This window comes from Leucobacter musarum subsp. musarum (assembly GCF_001273845.1).
Lineage (GTDB): Bacteria > Actinomycetota > Actinomycetes > Actinomycetales > Microbacteriaceae > Leucobacter > Leucobacter musarum.
Map to the genome: position 1 here is coordinate 668,798 of NZ_JHBW01000087.1, position 19,899 is coordinate 688,696.

The following is a 19,899-nucleotide window of genomic DNA, read 5'->3' on the forward strand; positions in this document are numbered from 1 at the left end:
TAGGGCTCATCCGACCTTCAGAAATCCGCGGGCGAGCTCACAGCGTCGCGCGCGACTGATCGGCCGCGCGCGACGCTGTCAGGAGATCAGGCCGAGTTCGCGCACCGCTTCGCGCTCGGCGACGAGTTCGGCGACGGAGGCGTCGATCCGTTCGCGCGAGAACGCGTCGATCTCCAGCCCCTCGACGATCTGCCAGGAGCCGTTCGCGGCGGTCACCGGGAACGAGGAGATGAGCCCTTCGGGCACCCCGTATTCGCCGCGCGACACCACAGCGGCGCTCGTCCAGTGCGACGACGCCGACTCGCCGGTGCCCAGCATCCAGTCGCGCGCGTGCTCGATTGCGGCGTTTGCTGCGGAGGCGACGGAGGATCCGCCGCGCACCTCGATGATCTCGGCGCCGCGCTGGGCGACCCGCTCGATGTACGCCCCGCGGGCCCACCCGGCGTCGACCGATTCCAGTGCTGCCGCGCCGCGCACGGTCGCGTGGCTGAGGTCGGGGTACTGCGTCGCGGAGTGATTGCCCCAGATGGTGACGCCCTCGACCTCGGCGACCGGCGCCGACGCCTCGGCGGCGAGCAGCCCGACGGCGCGGTTGTGGTCGAGGCGCGTGAGCGCGGTGAATCGGTCGGCGGGAACGTCGGGCGCGTGCTGCTGCGCGATCAGCGCGTTGGTGTTCGCGGGGTTGCCCACCACGACGACGCGCACGTCGTCGTCGGCGCCGGCGTTGATCGCGGCGCCCTGCGGCCCGAAGATCGCGCCGTTGGCCGCGAGCAGGTCGCCGCGCTCCATGCCGGCGGTGCGGGGGCGCGAGCCGATGAGCAGCGCGAGGTTGGCGCCGTCGAACGCGACTTTTGCGTCATCAGTGATCTCGACCCCGGCGAGCGTCGGGAAGGCGCAGTCGGCGAGCTCCAGTGCCGCCCCCTCGGCAGCGCGCATGCCCTGCGGGATTTCGAGGAGTCGGAGCGACACGGGCCGATCGGGGCCGAGCAGGTCGCCTGCCGCGATACGAAACAGTGCGGCGTAACCGATCTGGCCGCCGGCGCCGGTGAGCGTGATGGTGACGGGTGCGTGCGTCATGACGGTCCTATCGGCGATCGAAGGTGCGGGGGTCGGGGCCGAAGTTCGTGCCGGCCTCGAAACTGTCGAAGACGGCGATCTCATCGGCACTGAGCTCGAAGTCGAAGATGTCGGCGTTCTCGATGAGTCGTTCGCGGCGCAGCGTCTTCGGGAAGATGACGCGGCCCTGCTGCACGTGCCAGCGCAGCACGGCCTGGGCCGGGCTCTTGCCGTGGGCCTGGGCGATCTCGATAAGCTCGGGGCGCTCGAAGAGGTCGGACTTGCCCTGCGCGAGCGGAGCCCACGCCTCGATCACGATGTTGTGAGCGGCGCAGAACTCGGCGAGTTCGCGGCGCTGGTGCAGCGGGTGCAGCTCGATCTGGTTGACCGCGGGCACGACCCCGGTTTCGTCGATGAGCTGCTGCAGGTACTCGACCTCGAAGTTCGAGACGCCAATGGCCGATGCTCGGCCCGACTCCGCGATGTCGATGAGGGATCGCCAGGCGCCGAGCGCCTCGCCGTGCATGGGCTGCGGCCAGTGGATCAGATACAGGTCGACGCGGTCGAGCTGCAGCCGGTCGAGGCTCTCCTGGAACGCGTCGGCGGCACGCGTCTGATCGGTGTTCCAGAGCTTCGTGGTCACGAAGACGTCGTCGCGGTCGAGCCCGCTCTGCGCGATCGCCTGCCCAACCTCGGCCTCGTTGCGGTACAGCGCGGCGGTGTCGATGTGACGGTAGCCGAGGTCGAACGCGGTGCTCACGACGTCCACGGTGTCGGCGGGTTCGACGAGATAGACGCCGACGCCGAGCTGCGGGATCGCAGTACCTGACGAGAGCGGAACGTTCGGAATCGAGAGTGCAGGCATGAGACCCTTTCGTTTCAACGCGAGGTGCCGGGCGGTCGATTCCGCGCGGCGCGACCGCGGCCAGTCTACGCCCGGACACCTGAGTGGGGGTCAGTGCCGTGAACACTGCGTAAACGGCGAGCGAATAACGCGCTGTTCAGGAACTTTTCGTTTTTGCGACCGTATCTGCGGTGCGACGATGAGCGTCATGAGCCCCGAAATCCTCATCCTGATCCTGGTGATTATTACGGCCATCGGCTTCGACTTCACCAACGGATTCCACGACACCGGCAACGCGATGGCGACCTCGATCGCCACCGGCGCACTCCGGCCGAAGACGGCGGTGACCATCTCGGCCATCCTGAACCTCGTCGGCGCATTCCTCTCCGTCGAGGTCGCCGCGACGATCACGAAAGACGTGCTGAAGATTCAGACCGAAAGCGGCGCGCTGGTCGAGGGGCTCTCTCCGGAGACCGCGATGATGATCATCTTCGCGGGGCTCGTGGGCGGCATTCTCTGGAACCTCATCACCTGGCTGCTCGGGTTGCCGAGCAGCTCCTCGCACGCGCTCTTCGGCGGACTCATCGGTGCGGGCATTGCGGGCATCGGCGCGGCCGGCGTCAACTGGTCCGGGATCCTGGCGAAGGTCATCGTTCCGGCATTCCTCTCCCCCGTGATCGCGTGCGCGGTGGCGGCGGTCGGCACCTACCTCGTCTACGCGCTCACGAAGCGCGTGTCGGGAGCCCGTCGCGAGCGCGGCTTCCGCTGGGGTCAGATCGGCACGGCATCGCTCGTGTCACTCGCGCACGGCACCGGCGATGCGCAGAAGACGATGGGCGTCATCGCACTCGCGCTGATCGCCCACGGGTCGCTCACGACCGAGGGCATCGAACAGAACGGCCTGCCGGTCTGGATCATCGTCGTCTGCGGCGTGGCGATCGCGCTCGGCACCTACCTCGGCGGGTGGCGGATCATCCGCACGCTCGGCAAGGGGCTCGTCGAGATTGATTCACCCCAGGGCATGGCGGCCGAGGCCTCCTCCGCCGCGATCATCCTGACCTCGTCGTCGATGGGCATCGCGCTCTCGACCACGCACGTTGCCACGGGATCGATCCTCGGTTCCGGTGTCGGCAAGCCGGCCGCGCAGGTGCGCTGGGGCGTCGCGGGCCGCATGGCGACCGCGTGGCTCATCACCATGCCCGCCGCGGGCCTCGTGGGCGCGGTCTGCTTCTTCATCGAAAACGGCATCGGCCGTCTGCCCGGGGCCCTCACCGTATTCGCGATCCTCGTTATCGCTTCGGTGTGGATGTACCTGCGCGGTCGCCGCCAGCGCGTCGACGCGTCCAACGTCAATGAGGACTGGACCGGCGACGTCGTTCCCTCCACTGACCCGGCCCCCGCGGCCAAATGATCACGGAGCCTCTCATGGACATCGATTTCGCAACCATCCTGCTCTCCGCGCTCCGCGTGCTCGGCATCGGCCTGGCGCTCGGCGCGGGGCTCCCGGCGATCTTCGCCATCGCGATGCACCTCCAGGCGCGCGGTGCCGGCGGCGTCACGATCGACGCGTCGGGCACGGTCACGGCGTCAGGCCCCCGCAATCCGGCACTTTCCGCGCTCGCGATCGTACTGTTCGCGTTCGTCATCTGCGCGGTGATCGCGGGCGTGCTCTTCATCACGCGGCACAGCCTGCACCACTACTTCGGCATCACCGTGTTCGGAGGCTGACATGAGCGACAGCATCATCGCGGCGATCCTCCGCTGGCTGCGCGCCGGCTACCCCGAGGGCGTGCCGAGCGCAGACTTCATTCCGCTGCTCGCCCTGCTGCGACGCCGGCTCTCCGAGGAGGAGATCACCGAGGTCGCGCAGGCACTGCAGCTCGAAGCCGGCGACGATCGCGAGATCTCGTCGATCGACGCCCGAGTGGTCATGAGTCGCGTGCTCAACGGCCTGCCCTCGGAGGAGGATCTGGCGCGGGTGCGCGAGCGCCTCGAGCGCGTGGGCGTCACGCTCGTCTGATTCACCACTCCGCGCGGGATAATGGAGGGATCATGACGCTCCCCCCGCTCAGCATCACGTTCCCCGAGGAGCTGCCCGTCTCGCAGATGCGCGACGAAATCTCGGACGCCATCCGATCGCACCAGGTGGTCATCGTCGCGGGCGAGACCGGCTCGGGCAAGACAACGCAGCTGCCGAAGATCGCGCTCGCCCTCGGCCGGGAACGCATCGCGCACACACAGCCCCGCCGCATCGCCGCGCGCACCATCGCGGAGCGCGTCGCGGAGGAGCTCGGCTCTGAACTCGGCGGGCTGGTCGGCTACCAGGTGCGCTTCACCGACCAGGTCTCTGCCGAGACGCGCGTGCGATTGATGACCGACGGCATTCTGCTGAACGCGATCCACCGCGACCGCGACCTCACGGCCTACGACACGATCATCATCGACGAAGCTCACGAGCGCAGCCTGAACATCGACTTCCTGCTCGGCTATCTGAAGACGCTCCTCCCGAGGCGGCCCGATCTCAAGGTCATCATCACCTCGGCCACCATTGACCCCGAATCGTTCGCGCAGCACTTCGCCGACGTCGAGACGCGCGAGCCCGCTCCCGTCATCGAGGTGTCAGGGCGCACGTTCCCCGTCGAGGTGCGCTACCGGCCGCTCGTCGAGCGCATCGAGCGCCCCGACCCGAAGGGCGGCGCCCCGAAGATCACGACCGTCGAGCGCGACCTCTTCGACGGTATCGGTGACGCGGTCGACGAACTTGCGAAGGAGGCGCCCGGCGACGTTCTCGTGTTCCTGTCGGGCGAGGCCGAGATTCGCGACGCCGCGGACGCGCTGCAGGGTCGACTGCGCGGATCCTCCCGATCCGCACGCACGGAGATTCTGCCGCTCTACGGGCGCCTGAGCGCCGCCGAGCAGCACCGCGTCTTTGAACGCGGTGCGGGCGGCAACCGCCGCATCGTACTCGCGACCAACGTCGCCGAAACCTCGCTGACGGTACCCGGCATCCGCTACGTCATCGACGCGGGCACCGCGCGCATCTCCCGCTACAGCGCACGCAGCAAGGTGCAGCGCCTGCCCATCGAGGCCGTGTCGCAGGCGAGCGCGAACCAGCGCTCCGGCCGCTCGGGCCGCACCAGCCCGGGTATCGCGATCCGCCTGTATTCAGACGAGGATTTCGCGTCGCGCCCCGAGTTCACCGAACCCGAGGTACGGCGCACCGGGCTCGCCTCGGTCATCTTGCAGATGCTCGCGCTCGGCCTCGGCGACATCGCGCGCTTCCCGTTCCTCACTCCCCCGGATCAGCGCGGCATCGCCGACGGACTCGGGCTGCTGACCGAGCTCGGGGCGGTCGAGGCCGCTCGTGGTGCGCGGTCGGGCGGCGACGCGCGTGGTCGGGGCGGCCGCGGTCGCGGCAGGGGCGGCGACGGTGCCGGCGGCGAGCGCGGCGGCACCCATCGCATTACGAAGATCGGGCGGGAGCTCTCGCGACTGCCGCTCGAACCGCGCTTCGCGCGCATGGTGCTCGAGGCGCGGCGCCACGAGGTGGTCCCCGAGGTGCTCGCCATCGTGGCTGGGCTCACCATTCAAGACGTGCGCGAGCGCCCGCAGGCGGAGCGCGGCCGGGCCGATGAGCTGCACGGCAGGTTCTCCGACCCCCAGGGCGACCTGATGACGCTGCTGAACCTGTGGCATTACCTGCAAGAGCAGCAGCGCGAGCTGTCGTCGAGCGCGTTCCGACGGCTCTGCAAAGCGGAGTACCTGAACTTCTTGCGCGTGCGCGAGTGGATGGACCTGTACCGGCAGATCGCGCGCATCGCGAAGCTGCCGCGCGAGCGCGCTGCGGCCGGCGCGACCGGGGGCTCGGGCGAGGCGATCCATCGCTCGGTGCTCGCGGGTCTGCTGTCGCAGTTGGGCGTGCGCGATGACCGGCAGGATCGCACGGCCCCCGGCCGCGGCCGATCGGCTGCGGGCGCGGTGAAGCGCAAGCCCGCGCAGGAGTATCTGGGGTCGCGGGGTACGCGCTTCGTGCTCTACCCGGGCTCGGTGCTCGCGAAGCGGCCGCCCGAGGTGGTGATGAGCGTCGAGCTCGTCGAGACCTCTCGGCTGTTCGCGCGCGCCAACGCGGTGGTCGATCCGGCGTGGGCCGAAGAACTGGCGGGGCCGCTCGCGAAACGGCAGCTCTCTGAGCCGCACTGGGAGAAGAGCCAAGGGGCGGCCGTCGCATACGAGCGCGTCACGCTCTACGGCGTCGCGATCGTCGATCGCCGCCGCGTGCAACTGGCGCGGTACGACCAGGCGCACGCCCGCGAACTCTTCATTCGCCACGCCCTGGTCGATGGCGAGTGGGACTCCCCGCAGGCCTTCGACCGCGCGAATCGGCAGCTGCGCCGTGAACTCGAGCAGCTGGAGGAGCGCACCCGCCGCCGCGACATCGTGGGCGACGACGAGGCGATCTTCGAGTTTTACGATGCCCGCGTCCCCGCCGACGTGGTCTCGACGCGCAGCTTCGAGGGCTGGTGGAAGCAGAAGCGCGCCACCGACCCGCAGTTCTTGCACCTGCGTCGCGAAGACCTCATCGAAGACGAGACCGACGCCGTCGATGAGCAGGAGTTCCCGAAGCAGTGGACGCACGGCGATCAAACGCTGCGGCTGCGCTATCGGTTCGACCCCACCGCAGACGACGACGGCGTGACGGTCAACGTGCCGCTCCCCCTCCTGCCGAGACTCGAGGGCTCCGACTTCGAGAAGCTCGTGCCCGGTCTGCGTCAGGAGCTCGTCACCGCACTTATCAAGACGCTGCCGAAGGCGATCCGCAAGCACGTCGTGCCCGCGGCCGACTGGGCGCGCACGCTGCTCGCCACCGTCGGCCCGCAGCTCGACGCCCCCGTGGCCCCCGGGGCCGCCGCGCCCGCGCTCACCGCACTCCTCGCCACCGAGATCAAACGACGCACGAGCGTGCCGGTCTCCCCCGCCGACTTCGACGCCGACCGGCTGCCGAGCCACCTCACCCCGACGTTCCGCGTCGTCGATGGGCGCGGCCGCACCGTCGGAACCGGTAAGGATCTCGGCGAGCTGCAATCGAAGCACAAGGAGCAAGCCACCCACGGCGTCGCGAAGGTCGCCGCCGCGGCACTGCCGAAGAGCGATCTCGAGCGCACGGGCGCGACGACCTGGACATTCGGCGACATCCCGCGCCACGTCGACTCGGCGTACGCCAAGGGACGCGGCGGAGCGGGCGCGGGCGTGGTGCGGGCCTACCCCGCAATAGTGGATCGCCGTACCTCGGTCGACCTGGCCCTCGTCGCCGACGAGGCCGAGCAGGCGCGGATCTCTCGCCGCGGTATTCGACGGCTACTTGTGCTGAGCTCGCCGTCGCCCGCTTCCTACGTGCGCGACCATCTCTCGAACCAGGAGAAGTTGCTGCTCGGCGCCGGGCCGTACCGCTCGCTCGATCTCGCGATCGCCGACGTGTCGCTCGCGGTGGCCGACCGGGTGATTCGACGGCACGCGCCCGACGGGCTCATCTGGACGGCGTCCGCCTTCGAGGCGCTCGCCGACGACTATGCGCGATCCCTCATCGATGACATCTACGGCGCCATCGCGCTCGCCGCGCGCGTGCTCGACGGCGCGCGTCTGGCGCGGAAGGCGATCGACGGCGCAAAGTCGATCCAGGTGCTGGGCCAGGTCGCCGACGCCGCGAAGCTGATCGACGGGCTCGTCTTCGACCGGTTCGTCTCGGTGACCGGCCTCGCGCAGCTCGAACGTGTGCCGGTCTACCTCGAAGCGCTCCAACAGCGCATGCAGGGTCTCACCGAGAATGCCGGCCGCGACCGCGCCTGGCAGAACGACGTCGACCGTGCCCTCATCATGTACTCGGAGGCGGGAGGCACGATCCCGCTGCCGCCCGACGCGCCACAGCGCCTGCACCGCACCCGCTGGTTGATCGAGGAGCTGCGCGTCAGCCTCTTCGCGCAGCAGCTGCGCACGGCGGAGCCGGTATCGCTGCAGCGCATTCAGAAGGCCCTGCGCGACGGCTAGCGTGCAGCGGCCCACTCGGGGTTGACGGCGATCGCGCTGACCCGAAGATCACGGCGCGGAATGTCGAAGTCGCTCACGGTGAGTTCGATGCGCGGTGCGTCGCCGGCGACATCGGCGCTGAAGATCGCCAAGCCATCGAGTCGGTCGAACGATGACCCGCGACGCCGCTGCACGAACTCCTCATCGACCGCGACGCCGTACACCCGGTCACCGATATGGTCGAGGACCCCGCTGTCGGTGCCCACCACCGGCCAGAACCCGTCACCGAGGGAATCCCGAATATCGCTGACAGGAGTCGCGTCGACCGACTCGGAGTCGGCCGCGACGGGTGCCGACCACAGGGTGCTGTCAATCGCCCAGTAGGCGGTGCCCTCGCTGACCCAGAAAGTCGACGGCGTCGTCCAGGTCAACGCCTGCGGGTACCGGATCTCGATCTCGCGCGGGGCGTCGTCCCCCTCGCTCCACGCGCGCAGCACCTGACGCGAATCCGGTGCGCCCCAGACGTGGCCGAGCCCGAATACCGTCCCGGAGTCGCACGCCAGCGCCTCGACATCGTCGAACACCCCGAGACCTGGCATGCCCGCGGTTGCGGGGGTCAGCTCAGTGATGAGCGGGCGATCGTCGGGCGCATCGGCATCGGTGCCGACACCGCTCATCGGCGCCTCCGCATCGCGCACGAAGACCGGCGCCCCAGCGCAAACGGTGAGACCCGGGGGCCCGTACACGGCCTCCGCATTCTCCATCGTGCCGTGCTCGGCATCGATGAACGACACGATGCGTTCTTCGACGGGAGAAGACGACCAGACGACAAAGCCGTCATCGGTGGCGACGCGACGGCTCTCCGTGCGATTGGCCGTCGACGCCGGAAGCGGGAGCGCCGTGAGGTCGTGGGCACGCAACAGGTACTCCGTGTCGCGACTCCCCGTGCTGAGCCCGTGCTCGGACCAAGCGATTCTGGCCTGCTCGAACCCGCGCTCATCGACGCGCACCGATCGGGTCTCCCCGGTCTCGGAGATCAGCGTGAGATACGACACATCTCGCGCCTCGAGCCGGAGCGCCACGACCGCATCTTCAATGCCGAAATCCTCTGAGATGTTCGGCGCTTTGAGATAGCGGATGAGGGGCGGCACGCCGAAGATCGAGCCCAGCACCGCGAGCACCACGACCCAGGCGAGCGCGGATCGCCACGCACGTCGTGTTCGTGACGACTCGCGATGCTGACTCGACGCCCGTCGCCGCTGCTCGCGCACTGCTGGGGTCAGCGGGCCGACTCGGTGAGCACGCGCCGTGCCTCGTGCACGAGCTCGGGCTCGGTCACGAGGTCGTACCGCGTCGCGACCATCTGCATGACCGACGAGAAGTCGCGGCGGTTGCGATTCATGGCGTACGAGAGCACACCGAACAGCATGCCGAAGCCCGCACCGATCACCACGGCGGCAACGAAGACCCCGAGAATCGCGCCGTTGTCTGGCTGGAAGATGAACAGCAGGAGGCCGAGGAAGAGACCGAGGTACGCCCCCGAGAGCGCCCCCATCAGCGCCACGCGACCGTACGTCAATCGGCCGGTGACACGCTCAACACTGCGGACGTCGTTGCCGACGATGCTGATTTGCTGCACCGGAAAACTCGCACGGGCGAGCACGTCGACGGCATGCTTCGCGTCCTCGTACCGGTCGTAGGTCGAGACGATGTCGCCCTTGGGAATCTCGGGCACCATCGGGAGACGCGACGATCGGATGGGTCCACCAGGAGAGCTCATACCCCCGATTCTCCCATTTCGACCGGCTGCGCGCCCAGGAACCCGCGAAACTAGGTCGAATTTGAGGTGAGTTCAGCTGTGCGCGTACGAGACGACGGCCTGCGGGTACCCATCGACCGGCAGTGCGCGGGTGTCGAGCGTGTCCACGGAGACGAGAGTGATGCCGTCCCACCCCTCGTTCCGCGTATTTCCCCCGGCGACGGCAGCGAAGTGGGCACCGTCGGCGGCGGTCCACACCGCGACCGTCTCGTGCGGCACGTCGAGGGGCACGATGCGCTCTTCGCCGCTCACGGCGTCGAGCAGCGACAGGTTGGGCGATCCGGTCGCATTGCCGAACGACCCGGTGCCGACGGTCAGCAGCAGATCACCGTCGAGCGCGGTGCCGTGCGCGTGAGAGTCGGCGGCGCTGGCGATCGTCGACATCAGCCCGGAGCGGGGATCGAGCCTGACGACGACCTTGCCCTGGTACGGCAGCAAGATCGAGCCGTCAGCGGCGACCGCACCGTAGTGCGGCTTCTCCCAAGAGGCGAGGCCGCCCTCGGTACCGAACGGCGCAACGGTATGCGTCGTGGCCTCGAGCGATTGCGCATCGACCACAGTGACCGTAAATCCGTCGTGGTCGACGGTCGCGGCCCAGCTGCCATCGGGCGCGACCAGCACGTCAAACGGGCGCAGACCGACCGGCACCGCAGCAATGAATTGCTCGGTCGCGACGTCGAACACCTCGAGGAAGTACGTTCCGTCGCCCGACGTCGTCGCCACGTACACCCGCGCACCACCCGGGGCATCATTCGGAGAGACGGTCAACCCCAACCCACCAGCACGGTACTCGCCGACACCGAGGCGGTCGGCGGGGTGCTGGAACGGGACGAGGGCGGTGCGCTCACGGGAGTCGAGGTCGATGACGGCAAGGCCCTCTGCGGTTGCCGCGTACCCGGTAGCACCGTCGTCAGCGACGCCCACGCCCCAGGGGGCAGCGCCCACGGTGATGCGCTGCACCGCGGATGCCTCGGGCTGCGCGGGGTCGATGATCGCGACGGCATCGGTGTGCGCGAGTGACGCAAGCAGCAGCGAAGACTCCGTTTCGGGCGCGGGTGTCTCCAGTGGCGTCGGATCCGCCTGCACGGAGGGCTCCAACGGGGCCGCGGACGTCGGGCGGGGTTCGGGGGCACACCCGGCGAGCAGGAGCGCAGCCGCCGAGACACCGATCGCGACGACGGCGGTCAGCAGTCTGCGACGCGCAACGGGCCGCGAGGAAGAAGCAGTCATGATCCCAGTGTCGCGGCGGCTCTCAACGAGCGCCTCAACCGATCGATGGATCTGTGCGCGACGTGCACACGCACAGTGCGGTGTTCGCGACGAGTTGCGCTGCGTTGCATTGCGTTGCGCGAACAAAAATGAGCCCCGGTCACGAATGGGGTGAGACCGGGGCTCTGCGGCACATCGACGCCGTCAAGTGGGGGAGGATGTCGATGTCGATGTACCGATATCGGGTGAGCGTTGTGCCGCGCATCCGATGTTGAAATTCTAACATAAAACACCCCAGGGTTTCAGTTTCGGTGATATTCATTGGGTTCCGAGTCCTGGCGCACCTGAACCCCGGGTGAACATGCCTGCCGACTTCGCCGCGTAGGGCATCCCCTGTGCACCGGGAGCGGTACCGTAGGAGGGTGAGTACTTCGAGGGTCTTCGTCGGTCGGCTCGCCGGGCGCGGCGTCTTCGACCCGGTCGGCGATCGCATCGGCAAGGTGCGCGATGTGCTGGTCGTGTTCCGCGCAGCGAGCGCTCCACGCGTCGTCGGCTTGATCGTGGAGATTCCGGGCAAGCGCCGCGTGTTCGTGCCTATCGGCCGAGTGACGTCGATCGGCTCGGGGCAGGTCATCACCACGGGGCTGATCAATGTGCGACGATTCGAGCAGCGCGGTGGCGAGACTCGCATGATTGCAGAGCTCATCGGCCGCGATGCCCAGTTGACCGGCGACCAGCCGGGCGGTGCACCGATCTCCGCCCGCATCGAAGACGCCGCGATCGAACGCTCGCGCACGGGCGAGTGGCTCGTCTCCGAGGTGTTCGTGCGCCTTCCCAAGCCCGCCGCGCCGTTCAGTCGCGGTGACGCGCGCATTGTCCGCTGGTCGGAGCTGCAGTTCCCGAGCGACGCCGAAGGCACGCGATCGGCCGAGCTCCTCATTCAAACGCTGGTCGATCTGAAGCCCGCCGATCTCGCCGAAGCACTGCTCGAGCTGCCGCAGCCACGCATGATCGAGGTCATCGAGGAGCTCGCAGATGAGCGTGTCGCCGACGCACTCGAAGAGATGAGCGAGCAGGATCAGCTCGAGCTTCTCGCGCAGCTCCCCGCAGATCGAACCGCCGACGTGCTCGATCAGATGGAGCCCGACGATGCAGCCGACCTGATCTCAGCGCTGCCTGCCGCCCAGGGCGCCGAACTGCTCGATCTGATGGAGCCGGAAGAAGCCGAAGACGTGCGCCGCCTGCTCGAGTACGACGCCGACACCGCCGGTGGTCTCATGAGCCCCGCACCCATCGTGCTGGCCGCAGAATCGAGCGTCGCCGAAGGCCTCGCGATGATTCGTCGCGCCGAGATCTCACCGGCGATGGCATCTGCGGTTTACGTCACCCACCCCCCGTACGAGACGCCGACCGGCGAATACATCGGTCTGGCCCACTTCCAGCGCATGCTGCGGTTTCCGCCCCATGAGCGTATGGCGTCCCTGCTCGACGCCGAGATCGAGCCCGTGACCGTGCACGCCAGCGCGGCCGAGGTCTCTCGCAGACTGGCCAGTTACAACCTCGTCGCACTCCCCGTGGTCGATGATCAGCAGCGGCTCGTCGGGGTCGTCACGGTCGACGACGTGCTCGATCACCTCCTCCCCGACGATTGGCGCCACGCAGACGACGACGCGCACACCTCGGCGCAGACGACCCCCACACGTTCGACCGCAAGTTCGACCGCGGAGACGCGGCGATGAGCTTCTTCAAGCGTGGCGACGGCCTCGACGCACCACTCGGCCTCGCTGGCCGAGTCACGCCCCGATCCGAAGACGGCAAATCGGGCCAGAGCGAACGATTCGGGCGTTGGACCGAGAGCATTGCGCGCGGCATGGGAACCCCGTGGTTCCTGTTCGCGCTGACGGTCGTCTGCGTCGCGTGGTTGGCATGGAACACGTTCGGGCCCGAAACCTACCGGTTCGATTCCGCCGCACTCGGCTTCACTGCGCTGACGCTCATCCTTTCGCTGCAGGCCTCATACGCCGCTCCCCTGCTGCTGCTCGCGCAGAACCGCCAGGACGACCGCGACCGCGTGCAGATCGAGCAGGATCGCCAGCGCGCCGAGCGCAATCTCGCCGACACCGAGTTTCTCGCTCGCGAGGTCGTCGCGCTGCGGCTGGCGCTCAAAGACCTGCCCGACCGCGACTTCGTGCGGGCCGAGTTGAAGTCGCTGCTCGCCGAGCTCGCCACCGAAGACGATGCAGACGACACCGATGACGCGCCAGACGTCGTGCCCCGGGCCGTCGACTCCGCCTCCGTATCCGAATCCGAGTCCGAACGATGAACGCCCGCCCGGCTGACGGTGCGGCTCGGGCGGTCTGGGAGGCACTGGATCGCGTTCGAGATCCTGAGATCCTGCGCCCGATCACCGACCTCGGCATGGTGCAGGCCGTCGAGGTCGACGCATCGGGTCGCGCCCGCGTCGAGATCCTGCTCACCATCGCCGGGTGCCCCGCCGCACGGCGCATCGAAGCCGATACGCACGCAGCCGCCGTTTCTGCGACCGGCGTGACCGATGCCGAGGTGGTCGTCGGCGTCATGAGCCGCGACGAACGGCAGCGATTCATCGAGCGCGTGCGCGGCGATCGCGGCACGCGTCCGCAGCAGTTCGGACCCGACTCGCTGACCCGCATCATCGCGGTCACTAGCGGCAAAGGCGGTGTCGGCAAGTCATCGCTGACCGCAGGCATCGCCGTCGCGCTCGCGGCGCGCGGCCTCGCGGCCGGCATCGTGGACGCCGATGTCTTCGGATTCTCGATTCCTGGCCTGCTGGGGCTCAGCCGTGACGGGCGCACCGAGCAGCCGACCCGCGTCGACGACATGATTCTGCCTCCGGTCGCCCACGGGGTGAAGGTGATTTCGATCGGCATGTTTCTCGGTGACGCCGACCCGCGCACGACCGCCGTTTCGTGGCGCGGGCCGATGCTCCACCGCACGATCGAACAGTTCTTGCGCGATGTCTGGTTCGGCGATCTCGACGTCTTGCTGCTCGATCTACCCCCCGGCACCGGCGATATCGCCATCAGTGTCGGTCAGCTGCTGCCCCAGGCCGAAGTACTCGTCGTGACGACGCCGCAGGAGGCCGCCGCCGATGTCGCCGTGCGCAGCGCACTCGTCGCCCGTCAGACCGGGCAACGAGTCATCGGGGTCGTCGAGAACATGGCGGGTCTCGCACAGCCCGACGGCACCGTGCTCGACCTCTTCGGCACCGGCGGCGGCGCCCTCGTCGCCGATCGGCTGAGCGACGCGGAGCACGGTACGGTGCCGCTCCTCGGCAGTGTGCCGCTCAGTGCAGAGTTCCGTGCCGGCGGGGATGCCGGCACACCTGCGGTACTCGAACGCCCCGGCGATCCTGCAGCGGCTGCCGTGATCAGCATCGCCGACGCCATCAGCGCATCGGGTCGCGGACTCGCCGGAAAGCCGCTCGGCATCAGCGTGCGCCCCTGACGGAGCGTTCGGCGCTCACGCGCCCGATATTCAGTCGCGCGGCGCCGTACTTTCGAGTTCGGCACCCATCGGAACTGGTCGGCCGAACAGATACCCCTGGAACGCATCGACACCGAGGCTGCGCAGCATCTCGAACTGCTCCTCCGTCTCGACGCCCTCGCCGACGACCTGCAGATCGAAAATGCGGCCGAGTTGCACGATCGTTTCCGTGATTGCCGCAGCCTGCGGGTCTTCGACGACCGAAGACACGAAGGAGCGATCGATCTTCAGCTGCTGCACGGGCAACTGCCGCAGATAGCTGAGCGACGAGTAGCCGGTGCCGAAGTCATCGAGTGACGACATCACCCCCTCCGCTCGCAGGCTCTTGAGCAGGCGCACCGTGCGGTCGAGGTCGCTGTGCAGCACGCTCTCGGTGAGTTCGAGCTTGAGGCGATCAGCCGGAATACCGTGACGAGTGATGACGTCGCGAATGTGCTCCGCGAAATCGGGCACACGAAGCTGTCGCTCGCTGAGATTGACCGAGAAGGTGAGGTCGCGGGTCTCCGGGCGCAACGCCCACGTCGAGAGGATGCGACAGGCTTCCTCGAGCACGAATTCGCCGATCTCGACGATGAGGCCCGTCTGCTCGGCCAGCGGGATGAAGTCGTCGGGCGGCACCAACCCGCGGCACCCGTTCTGCCAGCGAATCAACCCCTCATGCCCGATGACTCGCCGCTCGCGATCCACGATCGGCTGCGCAAAGAGCCGGAGCTCGCCCTGGCGGATTCCGGTGCGCAGCTCGGAGACGAGCATCATGCGCTCCTGAACCGCCGTCATCATGCGCTGCTCGAAGGGTTGCACGCGGCGCTGACCGCTCAGGCGGCGCGCCCGCTTGCGCGCGATCTCCGAGCATTTGACGATCTCGTTCGGATCGTTCGAGACGATGAAGGTGCTCGCGTCGAGCCACGCCCCGATATCGGCCCGTTCGGACGCCCAGATCACGTAGCCCACACTGGCGCCTGAACCGACGGTGATATCGGAGCCGAGTTCGACAGTGTCGACCAGCAGATCGAGCACCGATTCGATCATGGTCACGGTGCGACGCTGGGCGACGTCGAGGTCTGCTCCGAGGTCCGTCAGCAGCAGTCCATAGGTGTTGGAGCCGATGCGGCCGATGCGCACCGCGCCGCTTTCGAGCCGACACAGCCGCTGGGCGGCGTCGAGCAGCAATCGGTCACCGGCTTCGAAGCCGAACGCATCGTTGACCGTCGAGAGCTGGTCGACGCTCACGGTGAGAAACGCCGCGAACGTCTGTCCGTCGGCATCTAGTGCCCCGTGATCTTCGATCGCCTGCAGCATCGCCGCACGGTTGTCGAGCCCGGTGACCGGATCGACGTAGGCGAGTCGCCGCACCTCTTGCTCCGCGAGATGCCGCTGCGTCTCCTCGGTGCGGAGCGACACGTAACTCGTCGGAGCCCCATCGGCGTCAAGCAGCGGAACGATCGTCGTATTCACCCAGTATTCCGAGCCATCTTTCGCCCGGTTGCAGATCTCGTTTTGCCAGACCTCGCCGCGCGTGATCGTGCGCCAGAGTTCGGCGAAGAACTCGGGCGGGTGGAACCCGGAGTTGACGATGCGATGCGTCTGCCCGATCAGCTCATCGCTCGAGTACTGCGAAATCTGACAGAACCGGTCGTTCGCATACGTGATGCGCCCGTCGAGATCGGTGATCACCACGATCGAGTGCGCATTGAGCGCTCCCATGATCTCGTCGAAGAACCGCGCCGGTTCGGGAGCCACCATCACGTCGCTTCCTCGTCGAAGTGCAGGCTGCCCACGGTCGACTCTTCACGAATGCCGCGCCTGGCTTCGGCTTCGGCCATCCGCGATCGCCTGGCCTCGCCCTGCGCGTCGCGTTCGTCTTCGAGCAGCGCGTCACGAATGATGCGACGCGGATCGTATTGACGGGGGTCGAGCTGCCGCCAATCGACATCATCGAATTCCGGGCCCATTTCGTCGCGCAGGCGATCTTTCGCCCCGTTGGCCATGCGTTTGAGCGAGCGCACGAGCTCCCCCAGCTTTCGGGCATACACCGGAAGGCGCTCTGGACCCAGCACAAACAGGGCGATCACAAGGATCACCATGAGTTTGTCGATCGTCAGGCCCATCATGCTCATCGTACCGCTCACGGCGCTGCGAGACGCTGTGCGCAACGCATGCGGTCTGACCGCTTTGCACCGCCTCCGCGTGTACGACGCGCCCGCCGCGGCCCGGGGCCTACGCTATGGTGCAGGATCGCATCCCGCCACGGCCGCTCGTCGTTGGCCTGAGCGCCCGCAGCACCGGAGGAAATCGTGAGCAAGCTCGAACGCAATTGGCAGTACGCCGAGCAGTACCCCGGCGAGACCGAAGCCCTCGTGCGGGCCCGCCGGCTGTCGCTCGAACTCGGGATCGAGCCGGTGAGCCGCTCGATCGCGGCTCAGCTCTCGGGGCTGACCGTGCTGTCGCGCGCGCAGGCGATCTGCGAGGTCGGCACCGGCGTGGGCGTCAGCGGACTCGCGCTGCTGCGCTACTCGGATCGCGCGACGCTGACGTCGATCGAGCTCGAGTCGGAGCATCTGCGCGAAGCCAAAAGCGTGTTCTCCGAAGCGGGCATCGCCACATCGCGTCTCCGACTCATCGAGGGCGACGCGCGACACGTCATGCCGCGATTGAACTTGGAAGCCTACGACCTGGTGCTGCTCGATGCCGAGCCGTCTCAGCTGCTCGAACACTTCGAGCACGCGCTCGGCATCGTGCGCCCCGGTGGCAGCGTGATCGTGCCCGGCGCCTTCGCCCACGGCCGGGTCCCCGACCCTGCGGCACGCGACGAGGGCACGCAGGCCATGCGTGATCTGCTGGCGCTCGTGGCGGAGTCGACGGCGATCGCTCCGATCCTGTCGCCGGCGGGTGACGGTCTGCTCACACTCGTTCGCCTCGACGGCTGAGTCGCGCGTCTCCAGCAACAGCTGAGCCCCCGTGTCCATGCGGATCACGGGGGCTCAGCTATTGCTATGGCGTTGCTCAGCCGTCGAGCACGCCTGCGAGCACATCGCGGAGTTCAGCGGCCTCTTGATCGTTGACCGACACCACCAGACGTCCGCCGCCCTCGAGCGGTACACGAACCACGATCAAGCGGCTCTCACGCACCGCTTCCATGGGCCCGTCCCCGGTCCTCGGTTTCATTGCAGCCATGACGCCTCCTTGCAGGTTTGATGGATAGATTCCATTTTATCGGTTTCAGGCAGGCGAGAGCCAACTGATCGTCGCGGAATGACGCGGAAGTTCGCGCTTAGTCGTCGAACTCGCTCGTCAGCCACGCACGCAGAGCCGCCGCGCTCGACTCAATCTGCGCAATCGGAACGCTCTCATCGTCGGCGTGTGCGAGCAGGGGGTCGCCCGGGCCGAAGTTCACCGCCGGGATGCCAAGTGCCGAGAACCGCGACACGTCGGTCCAGCCGAACTTCGCCGTCGGATTTTCTCCCACCGCATCAACGAATCGCTGCGCCAGCGGCGCGTCGAGCCCGGGCCGCGCTCCCGGAGCCAGGTCGACGATGTCGACCGCGTCCGCATCCGCGAAGAACTGCTCGACGAACGCGCTCGCCTCGGCGCCGCTCCGGCTCGGAGCAAATCGGTAGTTGACCTCGAATACGCACTCATCCGGGATGACATTGCCTGCGACACCGCCCTCGATACGCACGGCATTGAGACCCTCCCGGTACTCCAAGCCGTCGACGACGATCCGCTCGGGGACGAACTGTGCCAAGCGTTCGAGCAGTGCTCCGGCGCGATGGATCGCGTTGACGCCCATCCAGCTGCGCGCGGAGTGGGCACGGGTGCCGCGCAGGGTGACGCGTGCTCGCAGCGTGCCGTTGCAGCCACCCTCGATGGTGCCGTTCGACGGCTCCCCCAGAATCGCGAAGTCTGCACCGAACAGCTGGGGGTGGTGACGCATCGCGCGACCCAAACCGCTGAGCTCGGAAGCGACCTCCTCGTGGTCGTACCAGATCCAGGTCAGGTCGACGGTCGGCTCCACGAGCTCGACGGCGAGCGCGAGCTGCACCGCGACGCCCGCCTTCATGTCGACCGTGCCGCGGCCCCAGATCATCGGTTCGCCCGACACGTCGTCGGTCACATCGCGCACCGGCAGATTCTCGTTGATGGGCACCGTGTCGAGGTGCCCCGCAATCGCCACCCGCCGCGACCGGCCGAGTTCGGTGCGCGCGATGACCGTGTCGCCGTCGCGCGTCACCACGAGGTGGGGGGCGTGCTCGCGCAAGGTCGCCTCGATGGCGTCGGCGATGCACCGCTCGTCGCCGGAGACCGAGGCGATATCGCACAACTGACGCGTCAGCGCGACCGGGCCCGCCGTGGGGTCGAGGGTGGTGATCGGCGTCGGATTCGATGTGTTGCTCACCCGAATCAGCCTATTGCTTTCTGTGGCCTTCCGCCCGTCGGCGACCGTACCCGCGACGATACGATGGATCGCATGACTGCTTCTCGCACTGCCTGGGCCGCCGGTATCGCTACGATCGCGACCGACGGCACCGTTCTCGACGCTTGGTTCCCCGCTCCCGAACTCGGAGCTCGACCCGCCGATCGCGATCCGCACATCGCTCCCGCGGATCTCGAGGGGCTCGTCGGTCGCGATGAGACACGCGAGGTGACGCTGCAGTTCGTCAATGTCGAGATCGATCTCGACGCCGGCCCCTCGTCGACCGAGGATGCGTACCTGCGATTGCACCTCCTGTCGCACTGCCTCGTGCGTCCGAACGAGCTCAACCTCGACGGCATCTTCGGTCAGCTTCCCAACAATGCGTGGACCACCGCCGGCCCAATGCAGCCCGAAACCTTCGCGGCTCGTCTCCCCCAGCTCAAGCGCGCCGGCATCACCGCCGTCGGCGTCGATAAGTTCCCCCGCCTGACCGACTACGTCGTACCGCAGGGCGTACGCATCGCCGATGCGTCGCGCGTGCGCCTCGGCGCGCACCTCGCTCCCGGCACCACCGTCATGCACGAGGGCTTCGTCAACTTCAACGCGGGCACGCTCGGCGCGTCGATGGTCGAGGGCCGCATCTCGCAGGGCGTCGTCGTGGGTAACGGCTCCGACATCGGCGGCGGCGCGTCCATCATGGGCACGCTGTCGGGCGGCGGCACGCAGCGCATCTCGGTGGGTGAGCGTGCGCTCCTCGGCGCGAACTCGGGTATCGGCATCTCGATCGGCGACGACAGTGTCGTCGAGGCCGGCTTGTACGTCACCGCCGGCACGAAGGTTGTGTTGCCGCACGGTACGAGTGCAGCGCCGGGGTCACCCGCCGAGGTCAAGGCCGTCGAGCTCTCCGGGGTTGCCGGGCTCCTGTTCCGCCGCAACTCGCGCACGGGCGCGGTCGAAGCGCTCCCCCGCGAGGGCACCGGTATCGAGCTCAACGCGGCGCTACACGCCTGA

At 68.0% G+C, this 19,899-nt stretch carries 18 protein-coding genes; 9 read left to right on the forward strand and 9 right to left on the reverse strand.

Annotation, left to right across the window (positions count from 1 at the left end; genetic code table 11):
* Positions 1–78: 78 nt before the first annotated feature.
* Entirely contained in the window at positions 79–1,077 is a 999-nt protein-coding gene (locus tag CH42_RS12040) for a malate dehydrogenase (RefSeq protein ID WP_053353362.1), read from the reverse strand.
* Positions 1,078–1,084: 7 nt separating this feature from the next.
* The gene (locus CH42_RS12045; protein WP_053353363.1) at positions 1,085–1,921 is read right to left on the reverse strand and encodes an aldo/keto reductase; all 837 of its coding nucleotides are present in this window, start codon (positions 1,919–1,921) and stop codon (positions 1,085–1,087) included.
* 187 nt (positions 1,922–2,108) lie between these two features.
* Between CH42_RS12045 and CH42_RS12050 the strand changes: the two genes are divergently transcribed.
* Genes CH42_RS12050 through hrpA form a run of 4 tightly spaced genes read left to right on the forward strand, consistent with a single transcriptional unit; the run spans position 2,109 to position 7,942 of the window.
* Positions 2,109–3,311, forward strand: a complete 1,203-nt coding sequence (locus CH42_RS12050) for an inorganic phosphate transporter (RefSeq protein ID WP_053353364.1) — start codon at positions 2,109–2,111, stop codon at positions 3,309–3,311.
* 14 nt (positions 3,312–3,325) lie between these two features.
* Positions 3,326–3,628 carry a hypothetical protein gene (locus tag CH42_RS12055; protein ID WP_053353365.1) on the forward strand — a complete coding sequence of 101 codons (303 nt, stop codon included), beginning with the start codon at positions 3,326–3,328 and terminating at the stop codon, positions 3,626–3,628.
* Between the two features lies 1 nt (position 3,629).
* Positions 3,630–3,920 carry a DUF3349 domain-containing protein gene (locus CH42_RS12060; protein WP_053353366.1) on the forward strand — a complete coding sequence of 97 codons (291 nt, stop codon included), beginning with the start codon at positions 3,630–3,632 and terminating at the stop codon, positions 3,918–3,920.
* Between the two features lie 32 nt (positions 3,921–3,952).
* Complete coding sequence (gene hrpA, locus CH42_RS12065) at positions 3,953–7,942, forward strand: ATP-dependent RNA helicase HrpA (RefSeq protein WP_053353367.1); 3,990 nt, start codon at positions 3,953–3,955, stop codon at positions 7,940–7,942.
* Here hrpA and CH42_RS12070 read toward each other — a convergent pair.
* The 3 genes from CH42_RS12070 to CH42_RS12080 form a co-directional block, all read right to left on the reverse strand.
* Entirely contained in the window at positions 7,939–9,192 is a 1,254-nt protein-coding gene (locus CH42_RS12070; protein ID WP_053353368.1) for a hypothetical protein, read from the reverse strand. The two genes, hrpA and CH42_RS12070, sit on opposite strands and share 4 nt — an antisense overlap.
* Positions 9,193–9,200: 8 nt before the next feature.
* Positions 9,201–9,701, reverse strand: coding sequence for a general stress protein (locus CH42_RS12075; protein WP_239684034.1), 501 nt, complete (start codon positions 9,699–9,701; stop codon positions 9,201–9,203).
* A gap of 72 nt (positions 9,702–9,773) precedes the next feature.
* Complete coding sequence (locus CH42_RS12080; RefSeq protein WP_053353370.1) at positions 9,774–10,970, reverse strand: YncE family protein; 1,197 nt, start codon at positions 10,968–10,970, stop codon at positions 9,774–9,776.
* A 401-nt stretch (positions 10,971–11,371) separates the two neighbouring features.
* Between CH42_RS12080 and CH42_RS12085 the strand changes: the two genes are divergently transcribed.
* From CH42_RS12085 to CH42_RS12095, 3 genes are read left to right on the forward strand one after another with little or no spacing between them, the layout of a single operon-like run.
* Positions 11,372–12,688 (forward strand): magnesium transporter MgtE N-terminal domain-containing protein, encoded by a 1,317-nt coding sequence (locus CH42_RS12085; protein ID WP_053353371.1) that lies wholly within the window; start codon positions 11,372–11,374, stop codon positions 12,686–12,688.
* Positions 12,685–13,272 carry a DUF1003 domain-containing protein gene (locus CH42_RS12090; RefSeq protein ID WP_053353372.1) on the forward strand — a complete coding sequence of 196 codons (588 nt, stop codon included), beginning with the start codon at positions 12,685–12,687 and terminating at the stop codon, positions 13,270–13,272. Before CH42_RS12085 ends, CH42_RS12090 begins: the two co-directional genes overlap by 4 nt.
* Positions 13,269–14,435 (forward strand): P-loop NTPase, encoded by a 1,167-nt coding sequence (locus CH42_RS12095; RefSeq protein WP_053353373.1) that lies wholly within the window; start codon positions 13,269–13,271, stop codon positions 14,433–14,435. The genes CH42_RS12090 and CH42_RS12095 overlap by 4 nt, the downstream gene beginning before the upstream one ends.
* 30 nt (positions 14,436–14,465) lie before the next feature.
* On the opposite strand, the gene CH42_RS12100 is transcribed toward CH42_RS12095, so the two are convergent.
* Together CH42_RS12100 and CH42_RS12105 are read right to left on the reverse strand one after the other, a co-directional pair.
* Positions 14,466–16,217: a putative bifunctional diguanylate cyclase/phosphodiesterase gene (locus CH42_RS12100; RefSeq protein WP_053353374.1), complete on the reverse strand. Its 1,752-nt coding sequence runs from the start codon at positions 16,215–16,217 to the stop codon at positions 14,466–14,468.
* Positions 16,217–16,585, reverse strand: a complete 369-nt coding sequence (locus CH42_RS12105; protein ID WP_053353375.1) for a twin-arginine translocase TatA/TatE family subunit — start codon at positions 16,583–16,585, stop codon at positions 16,217–16,219. The genes CH42_RS12100 and CH42_RS12105 overlap by 1 nt, the downstream gene beginning before the upstream one ends.
* Positions 16,586–16,768: 183 nt before the next feature.
* Here CH42_RS12105 and CH42_RS12110 point away from each other — a divergent pair, with 183 nt between their 5' ends.
* On the forward strand, positions 16,769–17,401 hold the full coding sequence (locus CH42_RS12110) for an O-methyltransferase (protein ID WP_053353376.1): 633 nt from the start codon (positions 16,769–16,771) through the stop codon (positions 17,399–17,401).
* 76 nt (positions 17,402–17,477) lie between these two features.
* Here CH42_RS12110 and CH42_RS16070 read toward each other — a convergent pair whose 3' ends face one another.
* Entirely contained in the window at positions 17,478–17,648 is a 171-nt protein-coding gene (locus CH42_RS16070; protein ID WP_075201434.1) for a DUF3117 domain-containing protein, read from the reverse strand.
* Between the two features lie 97 nt (positions 17,649–17,745).
* Positions 17,746–18,843, reverse strand: coding sequence for a succinyl-diaminopimelate desuccinylase (dapE, locus tag CH42_RS12115; protein ID WP_053353624.1), 1,098 nt, complete (start codon positions 18,841–18,843; stop codon positions 17,746–17,748).
* Positions 18,844–18,942: 99 nt separating this feature from the next.
* On the opposite strand from dapE, the gene dapD reads away from it, so the two are divergent.
* Positions 18,943–19,899 carry a 2,3,4,5-tetrahydropyridine-2,6-dicarboxylate N-succinyltransferase gene (gene dapD / locus CH42_RS12120; RefSeq protein ID WP_053353625.1) on the forward strand — a complete coding sequence of 319 codons (957 nt, stop codon included), beginning with the start codon at positions 18,943–18,945 and terminating at the stop codon, positions 19,897–19,899.

Coding starts and splice junctions, on each gene's coding strand:
- CH42_RS12105 (WP_053353375.1), bottom strand. CDS start 16,585: ATGATGGGCCTGACGATCGACAAACTCATGGTGATCCTTGTGATCGCC.
- CH42_RS12075 (WP_239684034.1), bottom strand. CDS start 9,701: ATGAGCTCTCCTGGTGGACCCATCCGATCGTCGCGTCTCCCGATGGTG.
- hrpA (WP_053353367.1), top strand. CDS start 3,953: ATGACGCTCCCCCCGCTCAGCATCACGTTCCCCGAGGAGCTGCCCGTC.
- CH42_RS12090 (WP_053353372.1), top strand. CDS start 12,685: ATGAGCTTCTTCAAGCGTGGCGACGGCCTCGACGCACCACTCGGCCTC.
- CH42_RS12045 (WP_053353363.1), bottom strand. CDS start 1,921: ATGCCTGCACTCTCGATTCCGAACGTTCCGCTCTCGTCAGGTACTGCG.
- CH42_RS12080 (WP_053353370.1), bottom strand. CDS start 10,970: ATGACTGCTTCTTCCTCGCGGCCCGTTGCGCGTCGCAGACTGCTGACC.
- CH42_RS12050 (WP_053353364.1), top strand. CDS start 2,109: ATGAGCCCCGAAATCCTCATCCTGATCCTGGTGATTATTACGGCCATC.
- CH42_RS12095 (WP_053353373.1), top strand. CDS start 13,269: ATGAACGCCCGCCCGGCTGACGGTGCGGCTCGGGCGGTCTGGGAGGCA.
- CH42_RS12100 (WP_053353374.1), bottom strand. CDS start 16,217: ATGGTGGCTCCCGAACCGGCGCGGTTCTTCGACGAGATCATGGGAGCG.
- CH42_RS12060 (WP_053353366.1), top strand. CDS start 3,630: ATGAGCGACAGCATCATCGCGGCGATCCTCCGCTGGCTGCGCGCCGGC.
- CH42_RS16070 (WP_075201434.1), bottom strand. CDS start 17,648: ATGGCTGCAATGAAACCGAGGACCGGGGACGGGCCCATGGAAGCGGTG.
- CH42_RS12040 (WP_053353362.1), bottom strand. CDS start 1,077: ATGACGCACGCACCCGTCACCATCACGCTCACCGGCGCCGGCGGCCAG.
- dapD (WP_053353625.1), top strand. CDS start 18,943: ATGACTGCTTCTCGCACTGCCTGGGCCGCCGGTATCGCTACGATCGCG.
- CH42_RS12055 (WP_053353365.1), top strand. CDS start 3,326: ATGGACATCGATTTCGCAACCATCCTGCTCTCCGCGCTCCGCGTGCTC.